Below are 11,793 nucleotides of genomic sequence, written 5' to 3'. Positions count from 1 at the left end.
AAAATGAAATACCCTATTACAATTATCGGTATGGGACCGGGCAACCCACAGCTACTTACTTTGGCAGCTAAAAAAGCCCTTGATGAGGCTGATGTCATCTTGTTTGACTGTATGCCCGACGACAGTTTGCTAAAAGAATTTAACTTCAAAGCTGAAATTAAAGCTATTGATAAGAAAATAGACCCTACAGCAATGCTCAATGAAATGAAAAAGTATTATGATATGGGGAAGAAAGTATGTCGTTTAAAACCTGGTGATGCCCTAATGTTCAACGGAGGAGGAAAAGAAGCACGCACCTTAAAAGCCAATGGAATTGACTTTGTTATGATACCAGGGATTACAGCATCGTGTGCTGCTACTAATATTTTTGCGATACCTACTACCGAAATGGAAGAAAGCGATGTATCGGTAAATTTTGTGTATCACAACAATGAGAAGAATCATCAACTGCTGAAAGAATTGGCAAATACCTTGAAATATGGTAGTACCATTCACATCTACTTTGCCAACACCGATTGTATAGCCGAAATAGTAACAATCATCACATCGGCAGGAGTTTCAGCAGATATGCCTGTAGCTGTAACCTCACGTATTTCGGCAAAAGATCAAACCTCGGTAATGACTACTTTGGCAAAAGTAGAACAAACACTTCGCGCTATAGATATGAAGCGCCCTATGCTTTTCACAGTAGGACAATACGTAGAAATCCTCTCAAAAAAACAGATTATCCCTTTGGATATTCCTCTTAAAGTTTAGGAAGATGTTTATAATGTTATAATAGTATCGGCTTCTGCCTGAAAATCTTTAGGCTGATGACTGATAATAAACACAGTACTTTGAGTCTCTTTGTGAAAATTGAGAATTTCTTGTTTCATCAGGGTTTTCATTGTAGCATCTACCGATGAGAGAGGCTCATCGAGCAAAGTAATGGAAGCCTTTTGAGCCAAAGTACGCGCTAAAGCCACCCGTTGTTGCTGTCCCCCTGATAATTGTGTTACTTTTCGGTCTTTGAGAGTTGTCATTTGAAAAGCGTCTAACAAATGGGTGATATAAGTAAGATCTTTTTCTTTTTGGGCAAAGGCAATGTTTTCCCAGACAGTCATATTAGGGAAGAGTGCATAATCTTGAAACATTAGGGCAATATCGCGCTGTTGAGGTGGAAGATTGATGTCTTTTTCAGTGCGTAGTAATATTTTATCACCTATACGGAGGTAGCCGTAATCGGGTTTTACCAATCCTGCTAAGATGCGAAAAAAGGTAGTTTTACCTATCCCAGAAGCTCCCGATAAAAATACCAAATCGCCTTCGCGAAACGTTTTTTGTATCAATAAATCGGCGATGCCGTTGGAAGTGTAGAGCGTATGTGAAATATCAATTGTAATCATTAGAAGATTGTTTTCTTTTTATTGATGCTGAAAATAATCATCAGCAGGATAAACGAAATAGCAAATAGTATTAGGGCATATTGGTTAGCAAGATCATAATTGAGAGCTTGCACTTGGTCGTAGAGTTCGATAGAAGCTACTTTAGTTTCGTGAGGAATGCTACCACCAATCATCAGTACAATGCCAAACTCGCCAATACAATGGGCAAAGGTGAGTGCCAATCCTGTGATAATAGAAGGTTTGATATTAGGTAATAACACCCGCCAGAAGGTTGTCCATCGGCTTTTGCCTAAGGTGTAAGCCGCCTCTTTGAAACTTTTGGGTAAAGCAGTGAAGCCGTTTTGCAGAGGCTGAATCATAAAAGGTAGATTGGCAATGATACTAGCTATTACAATCCCCTCGAAAGTGAAAGCGAGTTGAATATCAAAGGTTTCATTTAAAAACTTTCCAAACCCTCGTGTAGGACTGATGAGCAAGAGAAAATAATAGCCCAATACGGTAGGAGGAAGCACCATAGGCATACATACCAAAGCCTCGAATATCACTTTTCCCTTAAACTTGCTGTAAGCTAACCAATAAGCGATAGGCAAACTAAAAACGAATAAAACGGCAGTAGTAATTATTGCCATTTTACCCGTTAGTAATAAGGTTTTTACAAATTCTTCCATTATTTTAATTCGTAACCGTGTTTTTTCCAAATAGGTTTTGCTTTGTCACTTAGCAAATAATCTAAAAAGGCTTGTGCAAGTACGGTATTCTTATCTTTTATTACTACACCAGCTTGTGCAATAGGGGCGCATTCTTCATTTTTTAGCACATAATAATTACCTTGTTTGCCTTTCATTTCAGGAGCTAAAATAGTAGAAAGGGCTACAAACCCCACTTGGGCATTGCCCGTAGAGACAAAATGTGCTGTTTGATTGATATTTTCGCCCCATACTATTTTAGATTCTATATTCTTGTATAAGCCTAATTTTTGCAAGGTTTCTACTGCATTTTTACCGTAAGGAGCTAATTTAGGATTTGCAATGGCTATACGGGTTATTTTGGGATTCTCTAAAGTAGCTTTAATCCCTTTTTTTACATTGAGAGTCATACTCCAAAGAGCAACTTTGCCATAGCAATACACCACAGATTTGCCGTGACCAAAACCTTTGTTAATCACTTCTTCTGGAAATTTAGTGTTAGCAGCTAAAAATAAATCGAAATTAGCACCATTTACTATTTGTTGAGTGAGCGTACCCGAAGCTCCAAATACAATATCTATTTGGGTGCCTTTGTGTGATTTTACATATTGTTGTTTCAGTTCTTCTAATACGTAACGCAAATTAGCTGCGGCGGCTACCGTAATTTTATCGGCAGCAAATGAGTGCGTATGAACGAATAACAATAATAGTAGTGTGGAAAGTGTTTTAAAAAGATGTTTCATATCAGAGTGGTTTTTACGTTATGTATAAAAAAGCATTTCGTTAATCAAAAAAATCAGCCTCCTATTTTTATCATACTGCGGTTGATAATCTTACTGTTATCAACAGTATTCATCTCAGTAAACTGACCACCTTTTTCTTTGTGCTTGCGCCATACGCCTTCTTTTATAAGGTTGCCTATATCTTCACCTGCCCTATAAAGACTCAGTAAATCAAATTCTTCCGCACCAAAGAGGCAGTTTTTCATCTTGCCATCAGAAGTGAGCCTTATGCGATTGCAACCACCGCAAAAAGCGTTGCTCATTGTAGTGATAAAGCCAAAACAGCCTTTGCTATCCTCGGAGAGTTTGTACTTACGCGATGTATCGTGTTTGTCGTCGTGGAGCTTGATACAAGAGTATTCTCGTTCAATAACCTGAAGCATTTCGTTTATTGGCATCACTTTGCCTTTTTCCCAAGAATTGCCGTAGAAAGGCATAAACTCTATAAAACGCATTTCAATGGGATAGTTGTGAGAGAGCATTGCCAGCGAAAGAAGCTCATCGTCATTCACCCCTTTCATAATCACTGCATTGAGTTTCACTTTAAACCCTAAGCTGATACTCTGCATTATATTGTCCCACACTTGAGGCAATAGGTCACGTTTAGTAATCTGCTTGAAGCGCTCGCTGTCTAACGAATCAATACTGATGTTTAAGAGTTGTACTTGGTTTTGTTGCAATAGTGAGAAGTATTTGTCTAACAATACCCCATTGGTAGTAACTCCTAAGGAGACCTGAAGGGTTGCTAATTTTTCGATAATTTCAGCAAAATCGTGTCGCACTAAGGGTTCGCCCCCCGTAATGCGAATTTTAGAAATACCGAATTGTTCTGTGAAAATTTTAGAGATGCCAAATATTTCATCACTACTCATCAGTTTAGAAGAAGAACTACTGCTGAAAGGTTCATCAGGCATACAGTACAAACAACGAAAATTGCAGCTATCCGTTATGGATAGCCGCAAATAGGTATGTTTTCGTCCGAATGAATCAATTAGATTAGTACTCATATTCTTCCTCTTTTTCGTTGCCTTTCAATAGTTTACCCGTTTTGATAAGTGGGATATAGCGGAGGAAGAAGAGCAAGCAAGCAAAAATCACTACTGAACCAATAGCCGACCAAGTAGCAAAAGGCATTACATCAATCTCGGTGTTGTACAAGTATAAGGCTTTGTTGATACTACCAAACAAAAGCCACATTTGTAAGCCTGTGAGCAAAATGTAAATAGCGATAATGAATACTAACATATCATTGACACGTGTGGTCACTTTTGATATGGGTTTCTTTCTGATTGCCATAATTTGTTAATTATTAGTTATTAATACTTAAGAATGTGCTTTGTGGTTGATTTGCTTTTCATAAGTGTAATCTTCCACAAATATTTTGTTGTCTTTAATTACCACACCCAATTGAGGTAGTGGGCGTGGTGGAGGACCTTGTAATACCTTACCATCTTTGGCATCAAAAAATCCGTGGTGGCAAGGGCATTCTATCATTTGGTGCTCGTGGTCATAAATCACAGCACAAGATAAGTGAGTACATTTTTGTTCGTACACGCGCCAATCGTTCTCAGCTAAGCGAATGAGCATATAAGGGTTTCTATGATCACCATCTACATAGAATGTTTTTTGTCCGCCTATTGCCAATTCTGAGGTGTTGCACACAAAATAATCCTTGATTTGTTTTCTTTTGTGAAAAAAGTTGAACACAGGAATAAATACACTTGCTACCGCCATAATACCTGAGAAAAGGGTAATCACTTTCAAAAAGTCACGACGCGCTACATAGCCTGCTTCTGTTTTTGAAATAGGAAAATCAGCTTTCCAATCGGGTATGTTTTTATTTTCGTCTCCCATTGTTTAATGTTGTTTTTTAGAAATTAGAATACTTTTATTTCTTCACTGCCCTTAGGCATCATTAGGTTTACTTTAGTAGTTACTACTTCTTCACCAAAGATAAACTTCTTAATAGGAGTACTATTAGGGCGTTTTTTAGCCACGTTTTCTTTGGTATCGAAAGTGAGCGCACCACTTGGGCAAACAGTAGCACACATAGGTTTTAAACCTACACTGGTACGATCGTAACACATATTGCACTTCATCATCAAAAGCGCATTTTGGTCGGGGATTTGAGGTACCCCAAACGGACAGCTGAGTACGCAGTTCGCACACCCGATACATTTAGAGACATCAGCGGAGTGCACTATGCCAAATTCATCTTTTACGATAGCATCGGCGGGACACACATTAGCGCAGATAGGGTCATCGCAGTGCATACACACCTGTACAGTGGTTTGCACAGTTTCACGTCTATCTACATAGTGAATATGAATCATTGAGGTTTCTCCATTGGTTTCGCATTCTGCACAAGCCATCTCACAAGAGTGACAGCCTATACAACGCTGCATATCCAAGAAGAACTCCATATCGTTGAATTTCTTAAATTGATCTGCCATTGAATTTTGTTTTTACTCTTTTGTATAGTTTAGATTTACTCTCTTAGTTAGGAATAGGGGTATCACCTTCAGCGAATAGCACATCACGACTGCGATAAGCGTATTCAGCTGAGTCCTTAGCTTTTTTCTCACCTGTTTTTTCTATTTTGCAGGCACATACTTTGAACTCAGGCATTTTGGAGATAGGGTCGAGCCCTTCAAGTCCCACAGTAAGCTGATTGATAGAGTTTACTCCTCCCCAGTGATAAGGTACAAAAATAGAATCTTTGCGGATAGTTTCCACTACATTAGCAGGGAATACAGCTGAGTTACGACGGGTACTGATACGCACTAAGTCGCCTTCTTCTATGCCGTATTTAGCTGCCAATTCAGGGTGTATTTCCATTAGAGGCTCTGGATAGATATCTACAAGTTTACCGATACGGCGGGTTTGAGTACCGCTGAGGTACTGACTTACCACACGCCCTGTTGTGAGCACTACTGGATAATCAGCATCGGGTTCTTCTACTGGTGGTTGATATGGCGTAGGGTTGAAGTGTGCCTTACCGTCATTAGTTTTGAATTTCTTATCTTCCCAAAGGCGTGGTGTACCTGGGTGATCAAGACTTGGGCAGGGCCAGAAAACTCCCATATTCTTTTCTACTTTTTCGTAAGTAATACCGTAGTAATCAGCATACGAACCTTTTGAAATATGGCGAATTTCATTAAATATATCCTCGGAAGTAGGGAAGTTAAACTTATCTTCTTGACCAAGGCGTTTTGCTAATTCTTTAAGAATTTCGATATCGCGTTTGGCTTTTCCTGGAGGGTTTACAGCTCCAGAAATACGTACTACACGTCCTTCTGAAGTAGTGGTAGTACCTTCTTCTTCTTCTTGCAAAGAGCCCGCTAATACGATGTTAGCGTGACGCAATGTTTCTGAGAGGAAGAAATCAATACCTGCATAAAATTCTAGTTTTTCTAAGGCACTTTTTACGTATTTGTTATTAGGTAAAGAGATGATAGGGTTGAAGCAGATAGAGAGTAACCCTTTGATTTCACCTTTGTTGATAGCATCAATAATCTCGTAAGCACTGAGTCCTTTACGCGGTAGTTCTGATTCAGGGATACCCCAGAAATCGGCTACTATCTGGCGGTGTTCAGGGTTTTCGATGTCGCGGTTACCAGGAAGCTGGTCGCATTTGTGTCCGTGCTCACGACCTCCTTGTCCGTTACCTTGCCCTGTGATAGTACCATAGCCACAGTAAGGTTTTCCAATACGACCTGTAGCCAACACTAAGTTGATACAACTCAATACGTTGAGTACCCCTTTGCGGTGCTGCTCAATACCGCGAGCGTGTACGAGGAATGAAGTTTTAGCTTTTCCCCACATCTCAGCAGCCTTGTAGATGAGCTCTTTAGGTACTCCTGTAATTTCTTCTCCCCATTCAAGTGTGCAGTGTTCTACTGTTTTAGCAGTTTCTTCCCAGCCAGAGGTATAGTTATCAATAAAATCGTGGTCTAACCAATCGTTGTCAATAAGTACTTTTAACATAGTACTCATCAACGCAGTATCAGTACCTGAACGCAACGGAAGGTGTACATCGGCAGTACGAGCCAACGGAATCACACGTGGGTCGATTACTATGATTTTTGCCCCGTTGTCGCGGGCTTCCCATATACGATAAGTAAGCACAGGGAAACATTCGGAGATATTAGCCCCTGTTATAATAATCACTTCAGCGTGAGCGAGGTCAGCCCAAGAGTTAGACGATCTGTCCATCCCGAAAGCCTTTTTGTTACCAGCCCCAGCACTTACCATACACAAACGTCCGTTGTAATCTAAGTTAGCTGTTTTAAGAGCTACACGGGCAAATTTTCCTACCAAATAACTCTTTTCAGTAGAAAGTGATACGCCTGAAAGCATTGCAAAAGCGTTTCTGCCATATTGTTCTTGGATACGCTTGATTTCGCTCACTACAGTGCTATAGGCTTCTTCCCATTCAATAGGTACAAATCCCACGCCTTCTACGCGTTTAATAGGTTGCAATAGGCGGTCGGGGTGGTTGTCTTGCATATAACGTTGAACCCCTTTTGGGCAAAGGCGACCCTCATTAAAAGGGAACTCACGCCAAGGTTCAAAGCCTACTACTTTTTTATCTTTTACTTTTAGCTTAATGCCACATTGTAATCCACAAAAACAACAGTGTGTTTTTACAAATTCATCAGCGGTTTGAGAGGCACGTGCTCTAGCGCTCTCTTTGGTCATATAGTGTTTATGAGGTCCCCATTTAGCTATAATTTCATCTACGGATACGGGTAACGTTGCCATAATCTTTTAGTGTTTTCTTTTAAAATTAGTGATATTAGGAATTAACCGAAGAAACTACCCGCTTCTTCACGGGCTTTGAGGTGTGCTTTGGCAAGCATACAGCGTTTGCCTTCAGGGCTGTACTCCAAATAGCTCATTCCCTTTTCGTTTTCTAATTTGAAACCGAGCTCTTTGGTTACTTCTTTAAGATCGTTAATCTGCATTTTGCAAGCGTATTCTTCTTTAGTGTGAGGACAAACTTGCATTCCTTCTTTAGCACCTTCTATGCGGTATACATTTGCCCCTATTTGAGCAGGACGCTGGAAGATATGGAAGAATTTACCAAAAGGAATCCACATTAGAAACATCGCTACAGTGATAGCGTGGGTAATAGCCATAAACTGACTCATTTTTCCTTCTAAAAATGAATAGTCAAACCAAATACCTAAACCGGTTACTGATACAATGATAAGTAGAATAAGTGGCACCCAATCGCGCTCAAACCACTGAGTAGCCATTTGCCCCTCGTCTATGAAACGACGGTGCATCATTATAGCACTACCTATAATAACCATTATAGCTGTCCAAACAAGGATGTGGAAGAGAAATAAAGCTACAATAGTACCGAGTTTGAACTCCATTACGGTGAAGCCCATAAAGTGGGTTTCATACATATCGGTAGTGCCGGGTACTAAGGTGAAGTGCATCCACCCAAAGGTAAGCCCAAAGGTTACTCCAAAGGAGATTAAGCAACCTACAGCTAATAAGAAGTGCCCTACCCAACGCATCTTGCCACGAGGCATAATGAACTTTTGAAGCAGTAAGTTCTTGAACGACAGTTTCCCATAGTTCTTCAACTGAGACCAATAGTTTCTACTGCGCAAAAGCTGCCAAGTGCGTTTCCAATACATTTTGGTAGGAGGGCGTTGCAACCATATCGAGTGACGGTAAGCAATCCCAAAGGTCATACTGATGGTACCAAAAAAGTATATCATCAGGGCGGCATCGTAGTTCTGCAAGTTTACAGAGCCTATCACGGTAATAGCTATTACTCCTAAAGTAGCAATAATAGCATTGCGAAATGCCTTTTTGTTTATTTTAGTAAAAATACGGAACATAAATTTTGTTTTACTCTAGGGGACAAAAATACGACTAAAAAAGTGAATTACAAATATTTCCAGTAATTTAGAATCATTCGTAATTCACTTGTTTTATGTAAGTTGTTGTAATATAAGGTTATTACCTCTTTTTTAACAATTTATTTAACTTGGTCTCTCACAACCTTTACGGGTATAGAAGTACCAATTTATCCACGTTGCAATCACGCATAAAGCAAATACACACCAAAAGAAAGGTTCCGAATTACCAAACCAAGCACGTGATTGAGGAATCATTATATTGAAGATAAAAGGACCAAAAGCAGCTACTGCAGCTGTCCATCCTATTACTCCTGCTGATTTACGTGGTGAAGCAGCAAAAATAGTAGGGTATTGCTTGAAAGTAGCAGCATTACCTACTCCTGTAAAGAAGAAAATCACCATAATGATAGTGAAGAACATCGGGAACTGGTCTGCTGAAGTAGGGGTAAGATAACCTCCCAAGATAAGTATAGCAAAGAGAATCGCCATTGCAATACCAGTGATATGGGTGAGGATAGCCCCTCCAAATTTATCAGCTATTTTACCAAAAAGCACACGCATTGCCGAACTAATTAGAGGTCCATAGAAAGCGTAATGCAAAGGCTCGAGAGTATTATCCAAAGGCACATACATATTTTTAATCATCAATGGGAAAGCCGCTGAAAGTCCTGCGAAAATCCCAAAAGTCATAATATAAGTGACAGTGCAATACCAAGTGTGTTTATCACCAAAAATATCCAACTGCTCTTTAAAAGAGGCTTTTACAGGGATACTCTTCAATGATACCCAAGCCCATATACCTACAAGAAATAACGGAATCACATAGATGAAGGCTACGTTCTCTAAAAAGATAGTTTTGCCAGTTGCTATCACTGTTTCTCCTCCTCCTAAGAAGGAAAAAATACTAAGGCTGATGACGATAGGAGAAAGCAATTGTACCAAACTCACCCCAAAGTTTCCTACCCCTGCTTGAATACCTAAAGCGGTACCTGATAGGCGTTTAGGGAAAAATAAAGAAGTAGAAGGCATATAGGATGAGAAGTCACCACCTCCTATACCGAGCAAGAATCCTATTAGCATAAAATAGCTATAAGATGATGAAGGATCCATTACGGCAAAACCTAACATCAATAAAGGGATAATCTTTAATAAAGCACTGATAGATACTACTTTTTGTGTTCCGAAGATAGGAATCAAGAAAGTGTTGAGGATACGCAAAAGCCCTCCTGCTAAACCAGGCATCGCTGCCAACCAAAACAATTGGTCATCAGTGAAATGAAACCCAATTTTAGGTAATTGTACCACTACGGCACTGTATAGAAACCAGCACGCAAACGACATTGTAAGCGCGATAGTAGTAATTGTAAGCGTTCTATTCGCTATTTTTTTTCCTGTGGAATGCCAAAACTGTTCGTTTTCAGGCTCCCATTGTGATAACCATTTACTCATTTTTATTAATTTGTCAATTTGTTGATTTGTCAATTAGTCAATTACTAATTATTCAATTTTATCTCGCAACTCTGGGGCTGCTTTTTTGTTTAGTTTATTGATAGTGCGGTGCATCCAGTAGAGACAGACAGCCGAAGTGAGGAATACAAAAATCCAAGAGCTTGTCCATAAACCTGTAAAGTCAAGAAGATACCCAAAGAGGATAGGTCCTATAAAACCTCCTAATCCACCGATGAGTCCTACCATACCTCCTACAATACCTACTTCATTAGGAAAATATTCAGGAATGTATTTGTATACCGCTGCTTTTCCAATACCCCACATAATACCAATGAGGATTACCAAGATAGTATATACCCACAAGTGTGCTTCAAATTTAATGAGTGTTTGTCCTTGGGCAAGCACTTCTTTTTTCTTCACTTGTTGGTTCTCTTTCACGAGGGCTTCTTGCCACGAATAACTTTTTGGGAAAATGTAGTTACCATCTTTAATTTCAGGTTTTTCTGTAAGTTGTATCACTTCACCTGTAGCAAGGGTAATAGCATTTCCTTCTACTTTTTCAACAGTAGTATTTTTCTTGGCTGCTACTCCTTTTCCTGGAGTAAGAATTTCCATTTTAGGCAACATCAAGAGTCCTCCTATGATAAGAGAAGAAAGTAATACCCAGTGCATTACGGCACGCGCACCAAATTTATCGGATAAGTAACCTCCAAGTGCTCTAATCACCCCACTGGGCAAGCTAAAGGCTGAAGCAAGCATACCTCCTAATATCAAGGTTGTGCTGTATACGTTGATATAGTAAGGTAATAGCCATTGTGAGAAGGCTACAAACAAACCGAATACTAAGAAATAGTACAACCCAAAACGCCATACACGAGTAGATTTAAGCGGAGTGATCATTTCGTGCATTGATTTAGGTGCTTGTGCAGCTTTTTTATTTTTGGTAAAGAACAAAAATATCAAGCCCATTAATAAAATTACACACCCGTAGATTATAGGTAGCCAACGCCATCCATCTAAGTTCTCATTGTTGTTAGTGAGCCATTTAAGTAGTGTAGGTGCTAAAAAAGTAGTAAGAGCTGCCCCTGCATTTCCCATACCGAAAATACCGAGTGCACGACCTTGCCAGTTTTTAGGATACCATACTGACGTAAAAGCAATCCCTACAGCAAAACCTGTTCCCACCATACCAAAAAGAATACTCAAAATGAAGTACATCCAATATGAATTTACGAAGTACATCAAAAAGAATGGGATAGCACAGAAGATAAGCAATGTACTAAACACGGGTTTCCCTCCGTATTTATCGGTGAGCATCCCCATCAAAGGGCGGAAGATAGAACCTGAAAGGATAGGCAATCCTAAGAGCCAGCCTGTTTGTACTACACTCCAATTGAAGATACCATTATCTACTAAATAAGTTACCAAAACACCGTTCAGTGTCCAGCAGGCAAAACAAATAGTAAAAGCTAAAGTGTTGAGCGTAAGCACAAAATGCGAAGTACGCAAAGAGGTTGTAGAATTCATTAATAATTAGTTTATTTATAAAAAGATTAAATTAGGCGGCAAATGTAAGTGTTTGAAAGAAAATGAAACTATGATAATTATC

The 11,793-nt window shown here is 39.5% G+C and carries 12 protein-coding genes; 1 reads left to right on the top strand and 11 read right to left on the bottom strand.

The window, feature by feature from the left end; all coding sequences use genetic code 11:
* Window positions 1–3: 3 nt before the first annotated feature.
* Window positions 4–756, top strand: a complete 753-nt coding sequence (locus tag CGC57_RS03130) for an SAM-dependent methyltransferase (protein ID WP_095897920.1) — start codon at window positions 4–6, stop codon at window positions 754–756.
* An 8-nt stretch (window positions 757–764) separates the two neighbouring features.
* Here CGC57_RS03130 and CGC57_RS03125 read toward each other — a convergent pair whose 3' ends face one another.
* From CGC57_RS03125 to CGC57_RS03075, 11 genes are all read right to left on the bottom strand, one after another.
* Window positions 765–1,385: an ATP-binding cassette domain-containing protein gene (locus CGC57_RS03125; RefSeq protein WP_095897919.1), complete on the bottom strand. Its 621-nt coding sequence runs from the start codon at window positions 1,383–1,385 to the stop codon at window positions 765–767.
* The gene (gene modB / locus CGC57_RS03120) at window positions 1,385–2,053 is read right to left on the bottom strand and encodes a molybdate ABC transporter permease subunit (RefSeq protein WP_095897918.1); all 669 of its coding nucleotides are present in this window, start codon (window positions 2,051–2,053) and stop codon (window positions 1,385–1,387) included. Before modB ends, CGC57_RS03125 begins: the two co-directional genes overlap by 1 nt.
* Complete coding sequence (modA, locus tag CGC57_RS03115) at window positions 2,053–2,814, bottom strand: molybdate ABC transporter substrate-binding protein (protein ID WP_095897917.1); 762 nt, start codon at window positions 2,812–2,814, stop codon at window positions 2,053–2,055. Before modA ends, modB begins: the two co-directional genes overlap by 1 nt.
* 53 nt (window positions 2,815–2,867) lie before the next feature.
* Window positions 2,868–3,860: a GTP 3',8-cyclase MoaA gene (gene moaA / locus CGC57_RS03110; RefSeq protein WP_095897916.1), complete on the bottom strand. Its 993-nt coding sequence runs from the start codon at window positions 3,858–3,860 to the stop codon at window positions 2,868–2,870.
* The gene (locus CGC57_RS03105; protein ID WP_040361641.1) at window positions 3,850–4,149 is read right to left on the bottom strand and encodes a hypothetical protein; all 300 of its coding nucleotides are present in this window, start codon (window positions 4,147–4,149) and stop codon (window positions 3,850–3,852) included. Before CGC57_RS03105 ends, moaA begins: the two co-directional genes overlap by 11 nt.
* Window positions 4,150–4,176: 27 nt before the next feature.
* Window positions 4,177–4,707 carry a QcrA and Rieske domain-containing protein gene (locus tag CGC57_RS03100; protein ID WP_002681062.1) on the bottom strand — a complete coding sequence of 177 codons (531 nt, stop codon included), beginning with the start codon at window positions 4,705–4,707 and terminating at the stop codon, window positions 4,177–4,179.
* A 23-nt stretch (window positions 4,708–4,730) separates the two neighbouring features.
* A complete protein-coding gene (locus CGC57_RS03095) occupies window positions 4,731–5,306 on the bottom strand; it encodes a 4Fe-4S dicluster domain-containing protein (RefSeq protein ID WP_002681026.1) in 576 nt (191 codons plus the stop codon).
* Window positions 5,307–5,349: 43 nt separating this feature from the next.
* Window positions 5,350–7,617, bottom strand: coding sequence for a molybdopterin oxidoreductase family protein (locus CGC57_RS03090; RefSeq protein WP_095897915.1), 2,268 nt, complete (start codon window positions 7,615–7,617; stop codon window positions 5,350–5,352).
* A gap of 41 nt (window positions 7,618–7,658) precedes the next feature.
* The gene (locus tag CGC57_RS03085; RefSeq protein ID WP_040361639.1) at window positions 7,659–8,714 is read right to left on the bottom strand and encodes a hypothetical protein; all 1,056 of its coding nucleotides are present in this window, start codon (window positions 8,712–8,714) and stop codon (window positions 7,659–7,661) included.
* 144 nt (window positions 8,715–8,858) lie between these two features.
* On the bottom strand, window positions 8,859–10,184 hold the full coding sequence (locus CGC57_RS03080; protein ID WP_040361637.1) for an MFS transporter: 1,326 nt from the start codon (window positions 10,182–10,184) through the stop codon (window positions 8,859–8,861).
* Between the two features lie 48 nt (window positions 10,185–10,232).
* The gene (locus CGC57_RS03075) at window positions 10,233–11,711 is read right to left on the bottom strand and encodes an MFS transporter (protein ID WP_095897914.1); all 1,479 of its coding nucleotides are present in this window, start codon (window positions 11,709–11,711) and stop codon (window positions 10,233–10,235) included.
* Between the last annotated feature and the right edge of the window lie 82 nt (window positions 11,712–11,793).

It is taken from the genome of Capnocytophaga sputigena, from assembly GCF_002302495.1.
Taxonomy (GTDB): domain Bacteria; phylum Bacteroidota; class Bacteroidia; order Flavobacteriales; family Flavobacteriaceae; genus Capnocytophaga; species Capnocytophaga sputigena.
Note: the sequence above shows the minus strand (reverse complement) of the source record. Positions and strands in the feature narration are given on the sequence as shown.

Excerpts from the sequence above, each read along its gene's own strand:
- CGC57_RS03130 (WP_095897920.1), top strand. The coding sequence starts at position 4 with ATGAAATACCCTATTACAATTATCGGTATGGGACCGGGCAACCCACAG.
- CGC57_RS03125 (WP_095897919.1), bottom strand. The coding sequence starts at position 1,385 with ATGATTACAATTGATATTTCACATACGCTCTACACTTCCAACGGCATC.
- modB (WP_095897918.1), bottom strand. The coding sequence starts at position 2,053 with ATGGAAGAATTTGTAAAAACCTTATTACTAACGGGTAAAATGGCAATA.
- modA (WP_095897917.1), bottom strand. The coding sequence starts at position 2,814 with ATGAAACATCTTTTTAAAACACTTTCCACACTACTATTATTGTTATTC.
- moaA (WP_095897916.1), bottom strand. The coding sequence starts at position 3,860 with ATGAGTACTAATCTAATTGATTCATTCGGACGAAAACATACCTATTTG.
- CGC57_RS03105 (WP_040361641.1), bottom strand. The coding sequence starts at position 4,149 with ATGGCAATCAGAAAGAAACCCATATCAAAAGTGACCACACGTGTCAAT.
- CGC57_RS03100 (WP_002681062.1), bottom strand. The coding sequence starts at position 4,707 with ATGGGAGACGAAAATAAAAACATACCCGATTGGAAAGCTGATTTTCCT.
- CGC57_RS03095 (WP_002681026.1), bottom strand. The coding sequence starts at position 5,306 with ATGGCAGATCAATTTAAGAAATTCAACGATATGGAGTTCTTCTTGGAT.
- CGC57_RS03090 (WP_095897915.1), bottom strand. The coding sequence starts at position 7,617 with ATGGCAACGTTACCCGTATCCGTAGATGAAATTATAGCTAAATGGGGA.
- CGC57_RS03085 (WP_040361639.1), bottom strand. The coding sequence starts at position 8,714 with ATGTTCCGTATTTTTACTAAAATAAACAAAAAGGCATTTCGCAATGCT.
- CGC57_RS03080 (WP_040361637.1), bottom strand. The coding sequence starts at position 10,184 with ATGAGTAAATGGTTATCACAATGGGAGCCTGAAAACGAACAGTTTTGG.
- CGC57_RS03075 (WP_095897914.1), bottom strand. The coding sequence starts at position 11,711 with ATGAATTCTACAACCTCTTTGCGTACTTCGCATTTTGTGCTTACGCTC.